This window comes from Plantibacter sp. (genome assembly GCF_059073635.1).
Genome location: NZ_JCACOF010000010.1, coordinates 757,565 through 777,587 on the forward strand (window position 1 = coordinate 757,565; position 20,023 = coordinate 777,587).

The 20,023-nt window shown below is 71.1% G+C and carries 18 protein-coding genes, 1 tRNA gene and 1 pseudogene; 6 read left to right on the plus strand and 14 right to left on the minus strand.

From position 1 onward, the window contains the following. The first annotated feature begins 237 nt into the window (after nt 1-237). The 3 genes from AC5JOC_RS15710 to AC5JOC_RS15720 all read left to right on the plus strand — a co-directional run bounded on the left by AC5JOC_RS15710 (nt 238) and on the right by AC5JOC_RS15720 (nt 2,817). Nucleotides 238-325 (plus strand) — tRNA-Ser (locus AC5JOC_RS15710). Between the two features lie 299 nt (nt 326-624). Continuing rightward, a complete protein-coding gene (locus AC5JOC_RS15715; RefSeq protein WP_192005720.1) occupies nt 625-1,068 on the plus strand; it encodes a MarR family winged helix-turn-helix transcriptional regulator in 444 nt (147 codons plus the stop codon). Nucleotides 1,069-1,302: 234 nt separating this feature from the next. Further along, the gene (locus AC5JOC_RS15720; RefSeq protein WP_494246782.1) at nt 1,303-2,817 is read left to right on the plus strand and encodes an MATE family efflux transporter; all 1,515 of its coding nucleotides are present in this window, start codon (nt 1,303-1,305) and stop codon (nt 2,815-2,817) included. 209 nt (nt 2,818-3,026) lie between these two features. Here AC5JOC_RS15720 and AC5JOC_RS15725 read toward each other — a convergent pair whose 3' ends face one another. Both AC5JOC_RS15725 and AC5JOC_RS15730 read right to left on the minus strand, forming a co-directional pair. Further along, on the minus strand, nt 3,027-3,527 hold the full coding sequence (locus AC5JOC_RS15725; RefSeq protein ID WP_494246783.1) for a GNAT family N-acetyltransferase: 501 nt from the start codon (nt 3,525-3,527) through the stop codon (nt 3,027-3,029). Between the two features lie 46 nt (nt 3,528-3,573). Then, entirely contained in the window at nt 3,574-3,933 is a 360-nt protein-coding gene (locus AC5JOC_RS15730; RefSeq protein WP_064294966.1) for a hypothetical protein, read from the minus strand. A gap of 56 nt (nt 3,934-3,989) precedes the next feature. On the opposite strand from AC5JOC_RS15730, the gene AC5JOC_RS15735 reads away from it, so the two are divergent. Next, complete coding sequence (locus AC5JOC_RS15735) at nt 3,990-4,754, plus strand: DeoR/GlpR family DNA-binding transcription regulator (protein ID WP_494246784.1); 765 nt, start codon at nt 3,990-3,992, stop codon at nt 4,752-4,754. Here the strand turns inward: AC5JOC_RS15735 and AC5JOC_RS15740 are convergent. The 6 genes and pseudogenes from AC5JOC_RS15740 to AC5JOC_RS15765 all read right to left on the minus strand — a co-directional run bounded on the left by AC5JOC_RS15740 (nt 4,739) and on the right by AC5JOC_RS15765 (nt 10,022). Further along, entirely contained in the window at nt 4,739-5,233 is a 495-nt protein-coding gene (locus AC5JOC_RS15740) for a glycosyltransferase family 2 protein (RefSeq protein ID WP_494246785.1), read from the minus strand. The genes AC5JOC_RS15735 and AC5JOC_RS15740 overlap by 16 nt on opposite strands. Nucleotides 5,234-5,467: 234 nt before the next feature. Next, nucleotides 5,468-6,169, minus strand: coding sequence for a class I SAM-dependent DNA methyltransferase (locus AC5JOC_RS15745; RefSeq protein WP_494246786.1), 702 nt, complete (start codon nt 6,167-6,169; stop codon nt 5,468-5,470). 325 nt (nt 6,170-6,494) lie between these two features. Further along, nucleotides 6,495-6,926, minus strand: a pseudogene (locus AC5JOC_RS15750) (PIG-L deacetylase family protein); the annotation flags it as partial. After that, entirely contained in the window at nt 6,926-7,948 is a 1,023-nt protein-coding gene (locus AC5JOC_RS15755) for an acyl-CoA dehydrogenase (RefSeq protein WP_494246787.1), read from the minus strand. The pseudogene AC5JOC_RS15750 and the gene AC5JOC_RS15755, both read right to left, overlap by 1 nt. 328 nt (nt 7,949-8,276) lie before the next feature. Next, complete coding sequence (locus AC5JOC_RS15760) at nt 8,277-9,287, minus strand: 1-aminocyclopropane-1-carboxylate deaminase (protein WP_079706802.1); 1,011 nt, start codon at nt 9,285-9,287, stop codon at nt 8,277-8,279. Between the two features lie 66 nt (nt 9,288-9,353). Next, complete coding sequence (locus tag AC5JOC_RS15765; RefSeq protein ID WP_192005736.1) at nt 9,354-10,022, minus strand: GntR family transcriptional regulator; 669 nt, start codon at nt 10,020-10,022, stop codon at nt 9,354-9,356. 205 nt (nt 10,023-10,227) lie between these two features. Here AC5JOC_RS15765 and AC5JOC_RS15770 point away from each other — a divergent pair, with 205 nt between their 5' ends. After that, nucleotides 10,228-10,737: a hypothetical protein gene (locus tag AC5JOC_RS15770; RefSeq protein ID WP_494246788.1), complete on the plus strand. Its 510-nt coding sequence runs from the start codon at nt 10,228-10,230 to the stop codon at nt 10,735-10,737. 102 nt (nt 10,738-10,839) lie between these two features. Here AC5JOC_RS15770 and AC5JOC_RS15775 read toward each other — a convergent pair whose 3' ends face one another. Further along, on the minus strand, nt 10,840-11,442 hold the full coding sequence (locus AC5JOC_RS15775) for a GNAT family N-acetyltransferase (protein ID WP_494246789.1): 603 nt from the start codon (nt 11,440-11,442) through the stop codon (nt 10,840-10,842). A gap of 237 nt (nt 11,443-11,679) precedes the next feature. Here AC5JOC_RS15775 and AC5JOC_RS15780 point away from each other — a divergent pair, with 237 nt between their 5' ends. Next, nucleotides 11,680-12,555 carry an aminoglycoside phosphotransferase family protein gene (locus tag AC5JOC_RS15780; RefSeq protein WP_494246790.1) on the plus strand — a complete coding sequence of 292 codons (876 nt, stop codon included), beginning with the start codon at nt 11,680-11,682 and terminating at the stop codon, nt 12,553-12,555. 143 nt (nt 12,556-12,698) lie between these two features. Here AC5JOC_RS15780 and AC5JOC_RS15785 read toward each other — a convergent pair whose 3' ends face one another. The 5 genes from AC5JOC_RS15785 to AC5JOC_RS15805 all read right to left on the minus strand — a co-directional run bounded on the left by AC5JOC_RS15785 (nt 12,699) and on the right by AC5JOC_RS15805 (nt 19,840). Further along, entirely contained in the window at nt 12,699-14,702 is a 2,004-nt protein-coding gene (locus tag AC5JOC_RS15785; protein WP_494246791.1) for a helicase HerA-like domain-containing protein, read from the minus strand. 67 nt (nt 14,703-14,769) lie between these two features. Then, on the minus strand, nt 14,770-16,281 hold the full coding sequence (locus tag AC5JOC_RS15790; protein ID WP_494246792.1) for a cryptochrome/photolyase family protein: 1,512 nt from the start codon (nt 16,279-16,281) through the stop codon (nt 14,770-14,772). A gap of 102 nt (nt 16,282-16,383) precedes the next feature. Then, entirely contained in the window at nt 16,384-17,547 is a 1,164-nt protein-coding gene (locus AC5JOC_RS15795; RefSeq protein ID WP_494246793.1) for a Gfo/Idh/MocA family protein, read from the minus strand. Then, nucleotides 17,547-18,029 (minus strand): sugar phosphate isomerase/epimerase family protein, encoded by a 483-nt coding sequence (locus AC5JOC_RS15800; protein WP_494246899.1) that lies wholly within the window; start codon nt 18,027-18,029, stop codon nt 17,547-17,549. Before AC5JOC_RS15800 ends, AC5JOC_RS15795 begins: the two co-directional genes overlap by 1 nt. Before the next feature lie 449 nt (nt 18,030-18,478). Continuing rightward, nucleotides 18,479-19,840: an MFS transporter gene (locus tag AC5JOC_RS15805; RefSeq protein WP_411556821.1), complete on the minus strand. Its 1,362-nt coding sequence runs from the start codon at nt 19,838-19,840 to the stop codon at nt 18,479-18,481. Nucleotides 19,841-20,023 lie beyond the last annotated feature (183 nt).

Here is a 20,023-nt window from a genome sequence, read left to right on the forward strand (position 1 = left end):
GCCGCTCGAACGCGTCCTCGCGGCAGTCCTCCCCCGGTCGCTCGTGCTGCGGCGTGATCAACGGGTGGACTGGCGGCCGCCTGCCGCGAGCTGACGCGAGCGGCGCTCCGTGCCGGTGTCTCCGACCGCGGGCGTTCGTGCTCGGCCGGGCTCGGAGCGCGGCGGCGGGGCCGGGTGGCGCGCGGCGGTCCGGGAACCAGGTATGCTGCTATCTGGCCGTTTTTCACAAACAGCCATGGAGAATTCGCCTAGTGGCCTATGGCGCACGCTTGGAAAGCGTGTTGGGTTAACGCCCTCGGGGGTTCGAATCCCCCATTCTCCGCCAGCTTCACCAGAACGCCCTCGCCCGCCGCGAGGGGCGTTCTGCGTTTCCGGAGCACCCCGGCGACGTGTCCCCGTGGCGCCAGCGCGGTGCGCTGACGTGAGCGCGGGTCACACGCGTGAGCGCGGGTCTCCGGAGGGGCGCGCTCAGGGCTACGACCCGCGCCCACGCCGAACTGGTCGGTTTCGTGCCAGCGCACCGCGCTGGCACCGAGTCCGCACATCTCACGTCAGCGCACCGCGCTGAGCGGATCGATCATTCGATGGTTGACAGTTAGAACTCAAAGCGTTAGCGTTCTAACCATGGACGACGAGACACCCACCCTCAGCAGCACACTCGAACTGGTCCGCTGGATCGGGTGGGCACAGCGCAAGGCCGGCGAGGACTGGATCCGAGCCCGCGAGCTCAGTCACGAACAGGCCTTCGTCCTCGGCCACCTCGTCCGGCATCCAGGATCGAGCCAACGCGACATCGCCGAGGTGAGCCGGACGAGCGCAGCCAGCGTCTCGAGCCTCCTGCAGGGACTCGAACGTCGGGACCTCGTCGAACGCCGCACGGAGGACGGCAACGCACGCACCAAGCGCGTCTACGCCACCCCGCTCGGCACCGACCTCATCGCCGGGTTCGAGACCGCGATGGCCGAGGCCGACGACGTCATCCTCACCCCGTTGGACCGGAGCGAACGCGACACCCTGCACGCTCTGCTCACGAAGCTCACGGCGCACCTGCCACAGCCGACCCGCTGATCACCGCTCGGGGAACCCGAGCTCCCTGACCACGCGCCGAGACCACTCGCCGCGTCACTCACCGACCGCCGAACACGATGGCGACCGCGAACGCCACGACGGCGCTGTCCGTCGCGCCCGAACGCCTGCTGAGCCCGTCCGCTCAGGCCGCGCCGGACGACCACCCCATCACCGAACCTTCGCCGCGCCGGCGCTCATCGTCGCGCCCGGAACCTGCCCGAAACGGAGCCTGCCATGCACCCCGAACACCACACCGATCCCACAACCGGAACGCCCGTCCCCAGCGGCACCGCACCATCGACGGCCACCGCGCCATCGACCGACACCGCACCCCCGACCGCAGCGGACACGATCGGCAGCAACCGCTGGTACCTCGCGACCGCCCCGATCATCCGGGCACTGATCCACCTGTGCGTCCCGATGGCGGCGGCCCTCGTCGTCAGCGCCGTCTACAACCTCATCAACGCGGGCGTCGTCGGCTCGCTGCACGACACCACCCTGCTCGCCGCGATCACGCTCGGAGCCCCGATCCTCGGACTGATCATGGCCATCGGCGACCTGTTCGGCGTCGGCGGCGGCGCGCTCATCTCCAGACTCCTGGGCGCCTCCGAACACGACCCGGCACAGGCCGGGGACATCAAACGGGCCGCTTCCTTCTCCGTCTGGGGCGCGTTCCTGACGGGCGCCGTCCTGGGCGGGATCGGCCTCGTGTTCCTCGGCCCACTCGTGTCACTGCTCGGGGCGGACGCGGTCACCGCCCCGGCGACCTCGGCGTTCATCGGTGTCATGCTCGCGTTCGTCCCCGTCATGGCGACCGCGTTCTGTCTGGAACAGCTCGTGCGGGCCGAGGGTGCCGCCCGTCAGGTGATGATCGCCCTCATCGCGTCGGCGGTGGCGAACCTCGTCCTCGATCTCGTCTTCATCCTCGGGTTCGGCTGGGGCGTCGCCGGTGCAGCGCTCGCGATGGGTCTGGCGAACCTCGGTGTCCTCGTCTACTTCGTGGCGTGGTTGCAGCGCAACAGCGAGCACGTCAGCCTGGCACCGCGCTGGTTCACGCTGTCGCCGACCATCCTCAAGCCGGTCCTCGGTGTCGGCGTCAGCACGCTCCTGCAGTCGGGGTTCCTCATCGTCACCGCGCTCGTGTTGAACACGTTGGCCGCGGCCTACGGAGACGCCCCACTCGCGGCCATGGGCGTCGCGGTCCGGATCGCCCAGGTGCCCGAGTTCCTGGTCATGGGCGTCACCTTCGGCGTGCTCCCGCTGCTCGCCTACGCGTTCGGCAAGGGCGACGGCGCGCGCCTCCGGTCCGCTCTCCGTGCCTCGGCACTCGCGGTCGGTGGGATCTCGGTCCTCTTCGCCGGCGTCGTCTTCGTCCTGCGTGAGCCGATCGTCTCCGCGTTCATCGCCGATCCCGCCGTCCTCGGTCTCGGCGTCACGATCCTCGTCGCCCAGCTCACCGCGATGATCGCCAACGGGTTCACCGGGCTCATCACCTCGCTCTTCCAAGCGACCGGTCGAGCACTCCCCGCGGCGGTCATGGCCGTCACCCAGGGCGTGCTGTTCGTCCCGATCGTCCTCCTCGGCAACCTGTGGTTCGGACTCGGTGGCATCGTCTGGTCGCTCACCGTGACGGAGGTCATCGTCTTCCTGGTCGGGGTCCTGCTCTGGCTCGGCTCGCGACGTGCCATCGACCGTGGCCTCGCAGCCGGTTCCCCGGAGCGTGCCGACGCCCAACTCGCCGACGCCTGACGGACTGCCAGCGCGGTGCGCTGACGTGAGCGCGGGTCACACGCGTGAGCGCGGGTCTCCAGAGGGCCGCGCCCACGTCCATGACCCGCGCTCACGCCGATTGCAGCGACCTCACGTCGGCGCACCGCGCCGGCACCCACACCACTGCGCTCGGGTCGGCGCACCGCGCTGGCGACACCCCGCCTGGTGCGCAGACCGTCCCGGGAGCATCACCCCGCCGAGGCGTCCAGGGGTATCCGCATCACCGCGTTCTCGATGAGCACCCCGCGACGCTCGACCCGCTGCTCGCGGACCACGACGAAGCCGTGGCGCTCGAACACCGGCTGCGCCGTCCGACTCGCCTGCACGGTCACCTCCCGGAGCCCCACCGCCCGGGCTTCGTCGAGCACCTGACGGATGAGCGCGGACCCGACGCCGCGTCGTCCCGCGTCCGGATCGACGAACAGCATGTCGAGGTAGCCGGTCTCGACGTCCAGGTCGGTGAATCCGACCACCGAGTCGTCGAGCTCGGCCACCCACGTCGTCACCGCGGCACGTCGGGCGGCCCAGTCGTCCAGCACGGTGTCTGCCCGGTCCTCCGGCACCCAGGCGGCGAGCTGCTCGGCCGTGTAGTCGGCGGCAGCGGTCACCCGCACCGCGCGCTCGAAGATCGACCTGGTCGCCCGCGCATCGGTGTCGCGGTAGCGGCGGATCCGGAGGTCGTCGAGCACGCGCGTCAGCCTAGCCGGAGCGCCGGGACGCCGCGGGCAAGCGACCTCAGCCCTCGAGCGCCGGGATCTCCGAGAGGTCGGTGTACACGGGGATCCCGCGCTCACGGGCGATCGCGACGTCGGTGTCGGCACCGGACGACTCCCCCGGCAACCGGAGCACGGCGTCGCAGTGCTGGAGCAACCGCCTCGCCGTCTCGTACATGACGTCGCCGTCGCCCGACGCGGTGTCGATCCCACGCAGGATCGGCAGCGCGACCCACTCCCCGATCATCGGGACGTGACCGAGCGCGTAGATGGGCGCCGCTGCGGCTTCGAGTCGTTCCAGGTTGCGGGCGATGGCGTCGGGATCACCGCCGGTCCCGGAGCGGTAGGGGCCGGCGATGAGGATGAGGAGTGGCGTTGTCATGTCCAGCACTGTAGCGTTAACCGTGCACGATCGTGCAAGATCATGAAGGAGCACGCATGCTGAGCGCACAACGACGATCACACCTGCTCGACCTCCTCGACCGCGACGGCCGGATCGTCGCGAAGGACGCCGCCGCTGCGCTCGGACTCTCGGAGGACTCGATCCGCCGAGACCTCCGCGAGCTGGCCGAAGCCGGCCTCTGCGTCCGCGTCTACGGCGGCGCGCTCCCGGTCCCCGCGGCCGACCGCCCGTTCCGGGATCGACTGTCCCTCGGGACGGCGAGCAAGGAGCGCGTCGCCCGCATCGCCGCCGAGCGGATCCGACCGGGCAGCACCATCATCATCGACGCCGGCACCACCGCGCTCGCGCTCGCGCGACTCCTCCCGGACGATCCGACCCTCACCGTCATCACCCCGAGCCCGGCGGTCGCCCTCGCCGTGGCGGAGCACTCGCCGGCGCGCGTCATCATGATCGGGGGCGAACTCGGACGTCACTCGATGGTCGCGGGCGGCGCCCTCGCCGCTGAAGCCATCCGTCACCTGAGCGCCGACGCCTGCTTCCTCGGCGTCACGGGCTTCCATCCCGAACACGGCCTCACCACCGGCGACCTCGACGACGCCGCGACGAAGCGCGCCCTCGCCGAGCGCAGCACCGACGTCTACGTGCTCGCGAGCGAGGAGAAGGTCGGGGCCGTCTCCCGGTACCCGGTGCTCGACGTCGGCGAGGTCACCGAGGTCATCGTCGACCCGCAGTCGGACGGACCTGATCCGTCGACGCGGGCCGGGGGTTCAGACGCGCGGGATCGTCAGGATCGCGGGTAGGTCTCGGCGAGGAACGCGGCGTAGCCACCCGGGGTCCGGCCACGTCGCCGACCCGAGGTCTCGACGGGCGCATCCGGCGTCGGCACGACCCGGAGACCCGCCGCCCGGGCACGCTCGACGAGCTCGACGTCCTCATGCTCGGCCAGCTCACGGAAGCCGCCGAGTTCGTCGAGCCGATCGGCCCGGACACCCAGATTGGCCCCGTGCACGTTGCCCGGCAGATGTCCGGGCGGGTGGGTCAGCGACCACCGCTCCACGTCGTCCTCGGAGAAGTCCGTGAAGTCGGGGCGGACGGTCCCCAGGAGGACGTCGACACCGTCGTCGAAGGCATCGGCGTGCACGGAGAACCAGTCCTCCGGAACGCGCGAGTCGGCGTCGGTGTTGGCGATCCACCGTTCTGAGACGTCGGCAGCGCCTGATCCCGCAGCACCTGATCCCACAGTGGCCGCGACACCGGCCCGCCGGGCCAGCGCCGACACTGCGCTCGTCGATGACGACGGTGACCATCTCGTCAGGATCGAAGCCCGCCAACCGCTCCCGGACGATCCGCGCCGTGTCGTCGCGACAGTCGTCGAGCACCACGACGATCCCCACCTGCAGCTCGGGACGGAGACGCAGCACGGCGGCACGCGCGACGAGCAGCGCGTCGAGGCATGCCCCGATCAGCTCCTCCTCGTCGTGCGCGGGCACGACGGCATCGATCCGTCGCAGCATCAGCCCGTCAGACCGTCCACCGCGGCGATGCTCGCCTCATCGGCAGGCACGAGGACGTCGAGCAGGAAGTCGTCCTCGACGTGCTGGATCGACCGACGGCCGGGCCAGCGTTCGAGCAACCGGCGATGGACGAACTCGGCCGAGGTCGTGGCGTGGTCGTCCGGGTGCCGCCAGTGACACGCGACGATGCTCCCGCCGGGCGTGAGCGAGCCGAGGAGGCGGTCGATCACCCGGTCGAGGTCGGTCGCCGACAGGTAGTAGCCGACCTCCGACATCACCACGAGGTCGAAGGCACCACTCGGCCAGTCGTCGGGGAGCGTGCCGCGTTCGAACCGGGCGGCGGGCACCCGTCGACGGGCGATCTCGAGGGGTGCTTCGGCGATGTCGACACCGAGCACGTCGTCGCTGCGGTCCGCGAGCCGCTCGGTGAGCACACCCGTCGCGCATCCGAGTTCGAGCACCGAGCCGTAGCGCTGGCGAGGCAGGGCGGCGAGGAGGACCCGACGTTTGCGCTCCTCGTACCAGGACCCGAAGTCCCAGCCGTCGGGGTGGTCGCGGTAGTGGTCCTCGAACGACTCCTTCGAGCGCGAGGTCGCATCGGCCGTCGCAGCCGTCACGGCATCGGTGCCGGCGGGGTCGGTGTCGGTGTCCGCCGCCGCACCTGCATCCGGGTCGCTGTCCGGGCTCAAGGTCCAGCGCACGTCCGTTCGGGAACAGCACCTCGAACCGGCGTGCATAGTGCTGCAGGTGGTGGTGGTCGACGATCGCCTCGTCGCCCGGTGCGTCCGAGAGGGGCTCCGTCTGCGAGGGGTAGGCGTCCATCGCGGCGATCTTCGCCCCGTGCGCCGCCGCGTCGAGCGGGACGATCCGCGCCTCGACCCATGGCAGGGTCGCGTCGTCGGTGTCGGCCCAGTGCCAGAGCCAGATGGGGAACTCCACGAGCGCGAGGTCGAGCTCGGTCGCGAGGGCCGTGGCGAGTTCGCCCGCGATCCGGTGGTCGCGGTGCCCGTCGCCGCGCCAGGGGGCGACGATGAGCGGTCGCGATCCGGCGGTGGCGACGGCTGCACGCAGTCGCTCCGCGATGCCCGCGCGTTCGGCGTCGAGGCCGCCGTCCGGGATGTGCAGGACGTCGTACCGGACCGTCGGGTGGAGACGACCGACGGCATCGATGAACTCGGCCTCCCGGCGCGGGGCGAGTTCCTCGGGCGTGGTGGTCGGTGAGTCGGGGTGCGATCCCTCGCCGAGGGTCACGAGGAGGACCTCGACCGGGATCCCGGCGGCTGCGGCGGCCGCGATCAGCCCGCCGGCTCCGAGCGACTCGTCGTCGGGGTGCGGCGACAGGACGACGACGCCCGTGGCGTGCCGCCAGCCGTCCCAGACGGGCAGGTCGAGCTCGTGCAAGCGAGTCGCCCAGGCGGCTGCCGACGTGCCGGGGTCGCGGTGGTCGAAGGCGGGCATCAGTCGGCCTCCACCAGCATGCGGCCGTAGCGCGCGAGGTCGCGGTCGCCGTGGTCCTGCTGGACGTAGAGCTCGAGGTCGGACATCCGCGCGAGGTAGGCGGGCTCGGAGGTGAGTGGGCCGGGGCCGAGCGCTCCGAGCACCCCGGCGCGGATGGCGTCGACCCGGCCGCGGACCGTCGACCGCACACGCTGGGCGAGGCGCGGGCCGGCCGCGTCGTCGGCGTGGCCGTGCTCGATGGCCTGGGCCGCATCGGCGATCGCCTGCTCGGCGATCGAGAGGTCGATGGCCGCGGCGCCGAGCGTGCGGAGGAGGAGGTCGGCGTCGGGTCGCGTGCGTGCCGCGGCGAGCAGGCGGTCGACGAGCGTGACCGCGCCGCCCCACCAGCAGGCGGCGACGCCGATCCCGCCCCAGGAGAAGCCGGGGCGTCGCAGGTACCACCCGTCGTCGCCGACCGGTGAAGCGGGGACCCCGTCGAAGCCGACCGGGCCACTCGGGACGAGCGGCAGTCCGCGGGCGAGCCACGCGCTGTCGTCGGTCGTGACCCCGGGGTCGGTGAGTGCGACGGCGAACAGCCGCCGCTCCCCCGGCGCGGTGTGGGCGGTGACGAGGGCGTCGCTCAGGTGGGACGCGAGGGAGCACCACGGCTTGGTACCGGTCAGCTGCCAGGCGTCGTCGACCAGGGTCGCGTCGAGACGCAGCCCGGGCGCCTCGGCCGCGAACACCCCCCAGGTGGAGACGGCCGGCGGTTCGAGGTCGGCCTGATGCAGGATGGCGAGCGCGTCGAGGTGCGGTTCGACGACCCGAGCGAGTGTGACGTCGACCGCGGCGATCGCGCCGAGTCCCGCGAAGACCCGCCCGGCGGTGTGCTGCTCGAGCGGACCGACGAGTCGCACGGCTGTGGAGGTGAACGCCAGACGCGACTCGATACTCGCCAACGCACCTGACGCCGCGTCGTGCAGGGCGCCGAGGTCGAGGGAGGTGCCGCTGGTGGGCCAGGCGGTGGACTGCAGACGGATCATGCGATCCGCGTCTGGTGTCGGGGTTCCATCGGTGCGCGCATGCGACCTCCTCGCGTCGTGGAGGTCCAAGTCTCGCACCGCAGCTCGCGACCGCCCGCCCCTGGACCACGACCATCGACCCTGGTAGTGGGTCAGCGCGGTGCGCTGGCGCGAGCGCGGGTCAGCGACGTGGGCGCGGGTCTCCGGAGGGGCGCGCTCGGTCGCCTGACCCGCGCTCACACCGGTTCCCTCGGGTTCGCGTCAGCGCACCGCGCTGGCGCCGGTTTCCGACACCTCAGCTCAGCGCACCGCGCCGGCACCCCGCTCGGGCGGGACACCGGGCACGGACTCAGTCGCGGAAGAGGGCGCTGTACGCGTTGATCGCCGGCTGCCCACCGAGGTGTGCATAGAGGACGTTGCTGGACGCCGGGATGTCACCGCTCGTCACGAGGTCGATGAGTCCCGCCATCGACTTCCCCTCGTAGACCGGGTCGATGATGACGCCCTCGAGCCGACCGGTCAGGCGGATCGCCTCCATCGTCGACTCGACCGGGATCCCGTAGAGGTCGCCGGCCCACCCCTCCAACACCGTGATCTCGTCGTCGCGGAGCTCGCGTTCGAGGCCGATGAGCTCCGCCGTGTTGCGGGCGATGCGCGCGACCTGGTCGCGGGTCTCCTGGATCTTCGCCGACGCGTCGATGCCGATCACCCGGCGCGGTCGGTCCTGGCCGGCGAACCCGGCGATCATGCCGGCGTGCGTGGACCCGGTGACGCTGCACACGACGATCGTGTCGAAGAACACGCCGAGTTCACGCTCCTGCTGCTCGACCTCCGCGGCCCAGTTCGCGAACCCCAGACCACCGAGCCGGTGGTCCGACGCCCCGGCCGGGATCGCGTACGGGGTGCCGCCGCGTTCGCGCACATCGTCGAGGGCACGTTCCCAGCTCGACTTGAAGCCGATGCCGAAGCCAGCGGGATCGAGGCGAACCTCGGCCCCCATGATCCGCGACAGCATGATGTTGCCGACCCGGTCGTTCACGGAGTCGGGCCAGTCCACCCAGTTCTCCTGCACGAGGACGGCCTGCATCCCGAGCTTCGCCGCGACCGCCGCGACCTGACGCGTGTGGTTGGACTGGTAGCCGCCGATCGACACGAGCGTGTCGGCACCCTGCGCGATCGCGTCGGGGATGAGGTACTCCAGCTTGCGGGTCTTGTTGCCGCCATAGGCGAGACCGCTGTTGACGTCCTCGCGCTTGGCCCAGATCGTCGCGCCACCGAGGTGGGCGGTGAGGCGGTTGAGTTCGTGGACGGGACTCGGTCCGAAGGTGAGCGGGTAGCGGGAGAAGTCGCTGAGGGACATGTGGTGGCTCCTGGGTCTCGGTGGTGCGGCGGAATGTCGGGGAACGGGGCGGGTGGTGGGCGCTGCTCAGTCCTCGTCGAGGTGGGCGAGGACGAGGTCGGCGAGGGTCGTCCAGTTGCCTCGGACGAGCGCGGCCGCCGCATCGACGTCCCCCGCCGCACAGCGCTCGATGACGGCGTCGTGCTGCGCGATCGACCCGCGTGCGGCGACCGAGGAGAACCGCAGCCGTTCGATCCGGCGCAGCAACGGCGTGACCGCCTCGAGCGCATCACGGATGAACGGATTCCCGGCGACGTCCACGGCCACGGCATGGAAGGCGTCGTCCGCTGCGAGCGCGGCGTCGGCATCGTCACGTTGCAGCGCGGCTGCGAAGTCACGGTTCGCCGCGCGCATGCGATCGAGGTCGGCCGCGCTCAGGTGCGGCACCGCCTCACGGACGGCGAGTTCGTGCATGGCGGCGGCGACCGCCTGAGCCTGCAACGTCGCCCGGCTGTCGAGCGGGGCGACGACGGTCGACCGTCCGGGTTTCGCAATGACGAGCCCACTCCGGGCGAGACGCAGGACGGCCTCGCGGATGGGCGTGCGGCTCACGCCGAGCCAGCGTTCGAGTTCGGTGTCGACGAGTTTCTCGCCCGGGGTGAACGTCCCGTCGACGATCGCGTTGCGGAGCGACTGATAGACGTCGTCGCGGAGGAGCGCTCGGCGCTGCGGGTTGGCTTGAGCGGGAGCGGGCATGCAATATATTGCACATCGCAGGACGCCGAGAAGTCAAGCGTATCGGCGCAACCGGTCGGACCGGCTCGAAGAGTGGGGTATTCGTCCTACTTGTCCCCCAGATGGCGGATTGTCCACCCACTGAAAGCAGGCCACGATGATCTGCGGGGGTGAGTGCGTGGTGCGACGGGGTGATGAACCGGTGACGGTCAGACCGCATCCGCGCGTGCTCTGGAGCGCCGTCCTGAGCGCCGCAATCGTCGTCCTCCCCGTGTGGGGCGTCTCACTCTGGCTCGTCGGCCCGACCCCGAGCATCGAGCGCACGTGGGTCATCACGCTCGGCATCATCGGCATGGTCGTGCTGCTCGGCGTCGCCGTCCTGTCTCGACGCCAACGCATCGTCGTGTGTCATGACGGGTTCATCGAGCAGCCCATCGTCGGGCGGCAACGGTTCGTTCCGCGGGAGGCGATCGGCCGCAGCCTGCTCTTCGAGTTCCGAGGTCGGGGGCTGCAAGCGAGCTCGCAGTTCTTCGTCTGTGACTCGGAGAACCGCCCACTCCTGCGCATGCGGAGCAACCGATGGAGCACGGACAGCATCGCGGCCGTCGTCGCCGCCTACGACGGCCCGGTGGAGCGACCCCGCCAGCCGGTCTCGCTCGACGACCTCCGCGAGGACCACCCCGACCTGCTCACCCCGCTCGAGCGTCTGCGCTGGGCGCGCGCCGAACTGCTCTAGCCGAACTGTTCTCGCTGAGTCGGCCTGCCCCGGCCACCGCGATGGAGCGCGATGGTGACGTCGCACCGCACGGGATCCGACTCGGGGCGGATGCCTCTCGGGTCAGAGCGCCTTCGCGTACCAGTGGGCCCCGGGGTCGCCGTCCACCCGGGTGAAGCCCGTCCGCTGGTAGAACTGCTGCGCCCCGGTGTTCGAGACGCCGACGCCGAGGTGCACGCCCGGGACACCGCGCTCCGCGAGGAGCTCGCAGAACGCGTCGATGAGCCGTCTGCCGACACCCATCCCCTGCGTCTCCGGCAGCAGGTCGATGTGCAGATGCGCCGGGTACTGCGCGAGGAGTTCCGGGGCCAGCCCGCCGCGATCGGTCGCGGATCGGACGATGCCGCGTTCGCCCTCCGACGCGGCACCGGAGGCCGCGGCCGCCGCGTACTTCCCCTCGACGGTCGGCCACCAGCGCTCGATGAACCAGCGGTCGAAGGCGGTCGTGTCCGCCGTGCCCAGGATGTACCCGATCGGGCCGGCACCGGCGTCGACGAGCAGCGCCAACTCGGGCTCGTGCTCGACATAAGGCAAGGCGTAGATGTCGGGCAGGAGGTCGTCCGTGCTGAACTGTCCGGTCGCGTCCGCCCCCGAGTCGCCCGTTCGGATGCAGATCGCCGCCACGGCGGCGCGGTCGGACGGTCGGTACGCGCGGATGTCGGTCACCGCGCCAGCCTAACCGGCGTTCCCCGGTCCCTGAGCCCCACCCTCCCGGTCCCTGAAGCCCACCTCCCCGGCCTGAAGCCCGCCCTCCCCGGTCCCTGAGCCTGTCGAAGGGCGGTGTCCATGCCCTTCGACAAGCTCAGGGACCGATCGAGGCGCGACCCAGCGACCGCCCCGGGGACCGACCGAGGGACGCGACGCGCAGGCACCGGTCTGACCGGGTTGCCTAGGCTGAGTCCCGTGACATGGCGACCAGGGGGCATCGACGCGGCCGTCGAGCAATGGCGACTCGTGCCCGACGGCGAGCTCATCGTGACGCCGTCGAGCCGGCTGCTCCCCGTGACGCACCACGGACGACCGGCGATGCTCAAGGTTCCGCTCGTCGAGGAAGAAGCACTCGGCGGTCAGCTGCTCGCGGCGTGGGACGGCGCCGGGTGTGCAGCGGTGTTCGCGGGCGATGACCACGCGATCGTCCTGGAACGCGCGACGGGCGGCCGTGATCTCGCCTCACTGACCCGCGCAGGTGACGACCTCGGAGCCGTCGCGATCCTGTGCTCCGTGCTCGCCACCCTGCACGCGGCGATCCCCACCCCGGCGCCGACCGATGCCGGTGATGTCATCGCCGAACTCCCCACGCTCCGCCGGTGGTTCCGCGAGCTGCTCGCCGACGACGCATCCGCCCTCGGCACCCTCCTCGGCGATCCGGCGAGCGCCGCGTTCCTCGAGCGTGGGCGGGAGCTCGCCGGTCGGCTGCTCGACACCACGACGCCCGCCGACGTCGTCGTGCTGCACGGCGACCTCCACCACCTGAACGTGCTCGAGTTCGCACCCGGCGACTGGCGGGCGATCGATCCCAAGGGCATCGTCGGCCACCGCGCCTTCGACGCCACAGCGCTGTTCAGCAACCCCGATCCCGCGACGGCGCGGAACCCGCAGCTGTTCACCGAGCGGGTGGGGCTGGTGAGTCGATCGCTCGGCCTGTCGCGAACCGCGCTCCTCGAGTGGGTGGTCGCGCGCTCCGCGCTGTCCGCCGTGTGGTCGCTGCAGGACGGGTTGCTCGACGACGCCCTCGCCACCGTCGAGCTCGGTCGCCTCGCCGAGGACGGCCTCCGGTAGGTTCGCGCCCTTCGACAAGCTCAGGGACCGGGGAACCGCTCAAGGGACCGGGAGACCGCTCAGGGACCGGGAAACCGCTCAGCGGGACCGCAGGGACGACCGCTCAGGGGAACGGGAGACCGCTTCAAGACCGGAGCGGCAGCTCAGCGGCGGCGACGCGTCCCGAAGATGCCCTCGACGACGCCGGTGAGGATCGACCGTGTCGCCTTCGACCCGAGGATCTCCTCGAGCGGACTCTTCGAGGACGTCGACGACGATCTCGTCGACGTCCGGCGGGTCGTGCCGGCGGTCTTCCGGAGCAACCGTTCGTACTCGGCGTCGGCCTGCTTCTGCGCCGCGGCCTGGGCCTTGTCGGCGGCGGCCTGCTGCTTCGCGAGTTCCGCCGCGATGCGCTGCCGCTCGAGTTCGGCCTCGGCGGCGAGCGCGGCCTGGTTCGCCTCCTCGAGCTTCGCCGTCAGGATCTCCCTCGCCGACTCACGGTCGACGGGCGTTCCGTACCGCGCGAGCAACGGTGACGCCGCGATCGCCGCGTCGATCGCGGTGTCGGCACTGGGCGACATGAGTCCCTGCGGCGCCCGCAGTCTCGTCCACGCGACCGGCGACGGCGCCCCTTTCTCGTTCATCACGGTGACGACCGCTTCACCGGTGCCGAGGGAGGTGAGGACCTCGCCGAGCTCGTAGCCGGAGGTCGGGTAGGTCGACACCGTCGCTTTGAGCGCCTTCGCGTCGTCCGGGGTGAAGGCGCGGAGGGCGTGCTGGACGCGCGAACCGAGCTGCGCGAGCACCTCGCCCGGGACGTCCTTCGGCGTCTGCGTGACGAAGAAGATGCCGACACCCTTCGACCGGATGAGCCGGACCGTCTGCGTGATCTGCGCGAGGAAGTCCTTCGACGCGTCGCGGAACAGCAGGTGCGCCTCGTCGAAGAAGAACACGAGCTTCGGCTTCTCGGGGTCGCCCACCTCGGGGAGGGTGTTGAAGAGGTCGGCGAGCAACCACATGAGGAACGTCGAGTAGAGGGCCGGCTGGTTCTGGACGCCCGGCACCTCGAGCAGACTGACGATGCCCTTCCCGCTCGGGTCGAGGCGGATGAAGTCGGCGGTGTCGATCTCGGGTTCGCCGAAGAAGACGTCGGCGCCCTGGTCGGCGAAGGTGATGAGCTCCCGCAGGATCACCCCGACGGTGGCGCCCGACAGCCCGCCGAGCTCCTGCAGCTCACCCTTGCCGTCGTCGCTCGCGAGGTAGGTGAGGACCGCGCGCAGGTCGCTCAGGTCGAGGAGCGGCAGGCCCGCCTTGTCGGCGTAGTGGAAGACGAGACCGAGGCTGGACTCCTGCGTGGCGTTGAGGCCGAGGACCTTGCTCAGCAGCAGCGGGCCGAAGGCGGCGATGGTGGCGCGGATCGGGACGCCCTTGCCGACGCCGCCGAGCGCGAAGTACTCCGTCGGGGTGGCGGCCGGCGTCCAGTCCTGGCCGATGCCGCGGGTGCGGTCGAGGAGCTTCTCGTTCGACTCCCCCGGGGTCGCGATGCCCGAGAGGTCACCCTTGATGTCCGCGGCGAACACGGGGACGCCGGCGGCCGAGAGCTGCTCGACGAGGCCCTGGAGCGTGCGGGTCTTCCCGGTTCCGGTGGCGCCGGCGACGAGTCCGTGCCGGTTCATGACACTGAGCGGGATGCGGACCTGCACCCCCGGCAGCGGTTCCCCGTTGACCAGGGCGCCCATCTCGAGCGCCGGGCCGTGCACGAGGTAGCCGTCGCGGATCTTCAGCACGTCGTCGAGGCCGAGCGGGCCCGGACCGATGGTGTCGGCGCTGAGCTCGTCGGAGCTGCTGGTGTCGGCAGTGCCAGTGCCGGCGGTGCTGGTGTCGGTACCGACCGCGTCGTCGGTTGGGACGTCGGCTGGGGCCTCGGCGGCCGGCGCATCACTCGCGGAACCGGGGTCCACCGGCTCGACCGGTGACGCCGCTCCGGTGGCCCCGCCCGACGCGGTGATCCCGGCCCCGGCGAGCGCCGCTGCCGCCTCGGCCGCCTTCACTTTGGCTGCGGCGAGTGCCGCCTGCGCCTGGGCGGCTTCGAGCTCGGCCTGGGCTTGGGCGGCGGCAGCCTGGAGTGCGGCGATCTGCGGGTCGGATGCTGCATCACTGGGCGTCATGTGCCGAGCCTAGCGACGCGTTCCCCACCGGTCGAGGGGTCGCGCGAGGGCTGGACGACTGCTCCGATCACCACTGTTCGCGGGTGTGCTCCTGGTCGACGACGGCGCGCAGGTCGGACAGTCGGCGCATCCCGGCCAGCGGTTGCGCCATACGGGTGTTGTGCCGGATGCGCGGTTCCACGCGGTCGAGGAAGGCCCAGTACCCGGCGGTGAACGGGCAGGCGTCCTCGCCCAGCCGCACCTTGGGATTGAAGACGCACCCACCGCAGTAGTCGGACATCTTGTCGATGTACGCACCGCCCGAGGCGTAGGGCTTCGTCGCGACGATGCCGCCGTCCGCGTGCTGCGACATGCCGATGACGTTCGCGGGCATCACCCAGGGGGTGCCGTCGACGAACATGTCGATGAACCAGTCGTTGAGTGCGACCGGGTCGTACCCGTGCTGCAGGGCCCAGTTGCCGAGCACCATGAGCCGCTGGATGTGATGCGCCCAACCGTGGCGACGCATCCCGTCGATCGTCTCGCGGAGACAGTTGGACTGGATGGCGGTGGCGTCGAGTTCGCGGAACTGGCGCGGGAGCGGCTCGTGTGCTCCGAGGGCGTTGTGACTCGTCCGGTACGGCTCGCCGAGGTGCCAGTAGAGATGCCAGACGTAGTCGCGCCAGCCGATGATCTGGCGGGTGAAGCCCTCGACACTCGACAGCGGTGCGCGACCGGCGTGGTACTCGGCGACCACGGTCTCGACGGCGTCGCGCGGGTCGAGCAGGCCGAGGTTGAGCGGCGCGCTCAGCAGGGAGTGCGCCATCGTCCAGTCACCGCCGAGCATGGCGTCCTCGAACGGGCCGAAGTCGCCGAGCCTCGTCTCGATGAAGTCCGCGAGCGCCGCCTCCGCCTCGGCCGCCGTGGCCGCGAAGCGTCGGGGCCCGTCATCACCGACCAGCTGGACCAGTCCGTCGCGCTGCCACCGGTCGAGGTCCTCCCGGACCTCCGCGTCGATGTCGTCCTCCTCGGGCCAGAGCGGTTCGGGCAGACCGAGCCGGGCGGCACCCTTCGGCGGCGGGTTCCGGTTGTCGTGGTCGTAGTTCCAGCGGCCACCCTCCGGCTGGTCGCCGCGCATGAGGATCCCGGTCCGCTCCCGCACCGTGCGGTAGAAGTCCTCCAGGAGGAGCCGCTTGCCGTCCCGCGTCGACGCCCAGGCCGCGAAGTCCGGCTCCGAGGTCACGAAGCCGCGGCTCGGGAGCACCCGGAGGCCGCGCTCGCGGACGAAGCGCCGAGCCGTCCACGAGGGTGGGTCGATCACCTCGAGGTCGGCGCCGACCTCGACGACCTCCTCGTAGCGGTCGACCTGGTGGAACTCCGCCCGGTCGCCGAGTTCCGCCGCACGATGTCGGATGGCCGAGAGGAAGAGGTGCGCCTTCGCCCGGTGCATCGGTCGCTTCGTGAAGGTGGACTTCGATTCGATGAGCAGGATCGGTCCGCCGTCGTCGAACGCCGGGCCGAGCTGGCCGGTGAGGATCCATCGCCGGCGAGGGGTCGCTTCATCGGGGTGCTCGGCGGCGCTCCGGCCGGTGGTGTCCATCGCCTCAGCGTACGTGGGGCGACGGACACCACCGGGGGCTTGCTCAGCCTGCTCCGATGCTGCTCGGTTCTGTTCTGCGGTGCCCCGCTCGGCTCACAGCGCTCAGAGCGTCGCGGCGAACGGGTCCCAGTCCTCGGCGACGAGCGGGACCGGCGCGACCCGGCTCGCCACGTCGACGGTCTGGCCGGACACCACGGACTCGTCGATCGAGACGAGCGTGTCGAGCACGTGGTAGCCGAGGGCGCCCGAGGCGAGCGGTGTGCCGCCGGAACGGATCGCCCGGGCGAGGTCGAGGACCCCGGTCCCGCGGCCGGCGAGGACACCCTCGGTCGGCACGACCTCCCACTCCGGGTCCTGCTGCATCCGCTCGATGGGAGCGGCGCGGGTGATCCGCACCTCGCCCGTGAACATGTTCGGGTCGGGGATCACGAGCGTCCCCTCGGTGCCGGTGATCTCGACGACGCCCATCTTCGCGAGCGGCGACTCGAAGCTGAAGACGCTCTGGCTCACGCCGCCGTCCACGAAGCGGGCGATGGCGCTGACGTGCGTCGGCACCTCGACGGCGAACTCGGTGCCGACGCGGTCGCCCTGCTGGATCGTCCGCGTCGCACGCCCACGGGAGCCGGCCGCCGACACCGAGGCGACCGAACCGAACACCTGCACGAGCGTCGTCAGGTAGTACGGCCCCATGTCGAACAGCGGCCCGCCACCCTTCGCGAACAGGAACTCCGGGTTCGGGTGGAAGATGTCCGGGCCGGCGTACTGCATGACGGTCTGGGCGGTGAGCGGCTGACCGATGTCTCCGCGGGCGATGGCGCGACGCGCGGACTGGACGCCCGGGCCGAGCACCGTGTCCGGCGCGATGCCCACGAGGAGTCCTGCGGCGTCGGCCTGCTCGAGGAGCGCGAGCCCGCTCGCACGGTCGACGCTGATCGGCTTCTCCGTCCACACGTGCTTCCCGGCGGCGAGCACCTGCGAGGCGACCTGCGCGTGGACGGCGGGGATCGTGAGGTTCACGACGAGCTCGACGTCCGGGTGCGCGAGGACGTCGTCGGCGGTCCCCCACTCGCCGACGCCCCACTTCTCGGCCTGGGCCTTCGCGCGGTCGACGTCGAGGTCGCCGAGGATCACGACGCGGACGTCGGGGAACGCGGTGAGGTGCTCGAGGTAGGTGTCGCTGATCATGCCGGTGCCGATGAACCCGACGCCGACCGGGCCGCTGCCCTGCGGTGCGCGTGCCGTCGTGCCCTGCGCTGCCGCGGCCATCAGCGGACCGCCGCTTCGGTCGAGACGAGCTGTTCGGCGACGAGCGCGTCGACGCTCGCCTGGATGCCGTCGAAGATGTCGCCGGCGCCGTAGTGGTCGAACTCGATGATCGCGAACCGCGCCGAGGGCGCTGCGGCGAGGGACTCACGCAGCGGGACCTCGCCCTGCCCGAACGGTCGCTGGTCGAGACTCGTCGGCACGAAGGGGGCGGCGCCCGGTGCGAACGGGTCGGCGGGCAGCAGGCCGTCCTTGACGTGGAGCGCCTGGACGCGGTCGCCGAGGCGGCCGAGCAGCGCGGGGACGTCCTGGCCGGCGGTCGCCGCCCAGAACAGGTCGACCTCGAGGGCGACGTCGTCACGCAGCTGGTCGGCGAAGACCTCGAACGCGCTGCGTCCGCCGAACGATGCGACGAACTCCTGGGAGTGGTTGTGGTAGCCGACGCGGAGACCGTGGTCGGCGGCGCGCTCCGCTGCGGCGTTCAGGCGGGACGGCCGTGTCGGCGACGGCGGCTTCGTCGAGCCAGCGGTCGGGGCTCACGAACGCGTCGATGACGATCTCGAGGCCGAGGGCCTTCGCTGCCGCGAACACCTCCTCCGGTGGGGCGACCGGCATGACCTGGTCGCCGAAGCGGATCTCGTCGGAGAGGAGGGTCGCGTGCCCGGTGCGGGCGGCGAGACCGTGGCGGTCGAAGGCCTCGCGGAGCTCGGGCGCGCGGGAGACGAAGTCGAAGGCTTCGACCTCGCGCAGGCCCATGCCGGCGAGCCGGGCGAGGGCGTCGTCGAGGCCCTGGTCGAGGTGCTCCTTGATGCTGTAGAGCTGCACGGAGAGCGCTGGTGCGGTCATGGTGTTGCCGTCCGTTCTGACGCCGTCCTTGGCGTCGCTGGGTGATGGAGTGGAGCTGGTGATCGGGGTGCGGGAGGCGTGACCGGGGTCACCCACGGGTCGCGATCGATCCGGTGATCGTCCCGTCGGCGTTCCGGGTCATGCGGTGTCGGACCGGCAGGATCGTCAGCGCGCCGAGCACGGCGATCACCCCGGCGCCCCAGAACAGGGCCGTGTAGTTGTTGCCGACCGCGCCGAGTCCGAGGAGGAACGCGCCCACCGCGCCGGCGAGCGACTGCGGCAGGGCGTTCGCGATGTTGAGGACACCGAGGTCCTTCGCCGCGTCGTCCGGGTTCGGCAGGACGTCCACGACGAGGGCGGTGTCCACCGCGACGTACACGCCGTACGCCGCCCCCATGATCGCCTCGACGACGTAGAACATGGGCACCGTCGTGGTGTGGGCGAGCAGGATGAGTCCGACCGCGAACACCGCCGTCGACCCGATGACGAACACCTTGCGGTTGAGCATCCGGTCCGACAGCCAACCGCCGAGCTTCGCGGTGATGACGAGCGCGATCGTGTAGATCAGCACACCCATGGTCAGGGTGTCGACGGCGCCCTGCTGCGACAGCCCGACCTCCTCCTGCAGGAAGAACAGGCGGAACGCGACGAAGAGGAACGAGGCGAGCGTCAGGAGGAACCGTGAGAGCCAGACCCAGCCGAAGTCCGGGTGCTTGAGCGGGTTCACCCAGAAGGTGAAGAGCAGACCCTTCCATCCGCCGACGTCCGGACGGGTGGTGATCGCGCGGTCGGGCAGGACGAAGCAGTACAGCCACACGGTGATGAGTGCGAAGACGGCCGGAGCGACGAAGAGGAGCAGCATGTCGGTGACGAACCAGCTGGCCACGAAGGCCGCCGCGAGGATGCCGACGTTCTGCATGACGCCGACGTTCGCGGAGACACTCCCGCGCTGTTCCGGCGGGACCTGGTCGGCGATGGTCGCGAGCAGCGGGCCGAGGATGGCGTTGCCGGTGAGTTGTGCGAGGCACCAACCGGCGATGAGGACCGGGACGTTCGGAGCGAACGCGACGATCGTGAGCGAGGCGACGAAGCCGATGGCGCCGAGGAACATCCACGGGCGGCGGCGACCGAAGCGCGAGAGCGTGATGTCGGACAGGCGGCCGATCACCGGGTTCGCGACGAGGGCGAACAGGGCGGCGATGGAGAGGACGTTGCCGTTGACGACCGCCGCCTGGTCACCGGGGACGAGCTGCTGCGTCTTGAGGGCCAGGCTCACGGTGACCGGGGCGAGCAGGGCCACGAACAGGCCGAACTGGGCGAGCGCCATGGTGGTGACGACCCGCTTCGATGCTCGTTCCGTCGGTCCCGACGGGCCGGTGACGAGGCTGACGTAGGGGCCGCTCGAGGCACGCTGGCCGGTGGGTTTGGGGCGGCGGGGTGGGTTGGACATCCGAGTTCCTCTCAACGCTGAGCTGCGGACCGGCTCTGGCCCGCGGGTGGTGCTGTCCCGGCAGGATCGGGAAACCGATCACTGCACGGCTTTGAGTATAGGCGCGAAACCCGAGTGGTCAATAGGTTTTCACGAAACCTGTCGGTGTGGCTGCTGCCAGCGCGGTGCGCTGACGCGAGCGCA

Bases quoted from the DNA above. Each gene is read 5' to 3' on its own strand.
- AC5JOC_RS15715 (WP_192005720.1), top strand. From the start codon at position 625: ATGGACGACGAGACACCCACCCTCAGCAGCACACTCGAACTGGTCCGC.
- AC5JOC_RS15720 (WP_494246782.1), top strand. From the start codon at position 1,303: ATGCACCCCGAACACCACACCGATCCCACAACCGGAACGCCCGTCCCC.
- AC5JOC_RS15730 (WP_064294966.1), bottom strand. From the start codon at position 3,933: ATGACAACGCCACTCCTCATCCTCATCGCCGGCCCCTACCGCTCCGGG.
- AC5JOC_RS15735 (WP_494246784.1), top strand. From the start codon at position 3,990: ATGCTGAGCGCACAACGACGATCACACCTGCTCGACCTCCTCGACCGC.
- AC5JOC_RS15755 (WP_494246787.1), bottom strand. From the start codon at position 7,948: ATGATCCGTCTGCAGTCCACCGCCTGGCCCACCAGCGGCACCTCCCTC.
- AC5JOC_RS15760 (WP_079706802.1), bottom strand. From the start codon at position 9,287: ATGTCCCTCAGCGACTTCTCCCGCTACCCGCTCACCTTCGGACCGAGT.
- AC5JOC_RS15765 (WP_192005736.1), bottom strand. From the start codon at position 10,022: ATGCCCGCTCCCGCTCAAGCCAACCCGCAGCGCCGAGCGCTCCTCCGC.
- AC5JOC_RS15785 (WP_494246791.1), bottom strand. From the start codon at position 14,702: ATGACGCCCAGTGATGCAGCATCCGACCCGCAGATCGCCGCACTCCAG.
- AC5JOC_RS15790 (WP_494246792.1), bottom strand. From the start codon at position 16,281: ATGGACACCACCGGCCGGAGCGCCGCCGAGCACCCCGATGAAGCGACC.
- AC5JOC_RS15795 (WP_494246793.1), bottom strand. From the start codon at position 17,547: ATGGCCGCGGCAGCGCAGGGCACGACGGCACGCGCACCGCAGGGCAGC.
- AC5JOC_RS15805 (WP_411556821.1), bottom strand. From the start codon at position 19,840: ATGTCCAACCCACCCCGCCGCCCCAAACCCACCGGCCAGCGTGCCTCG.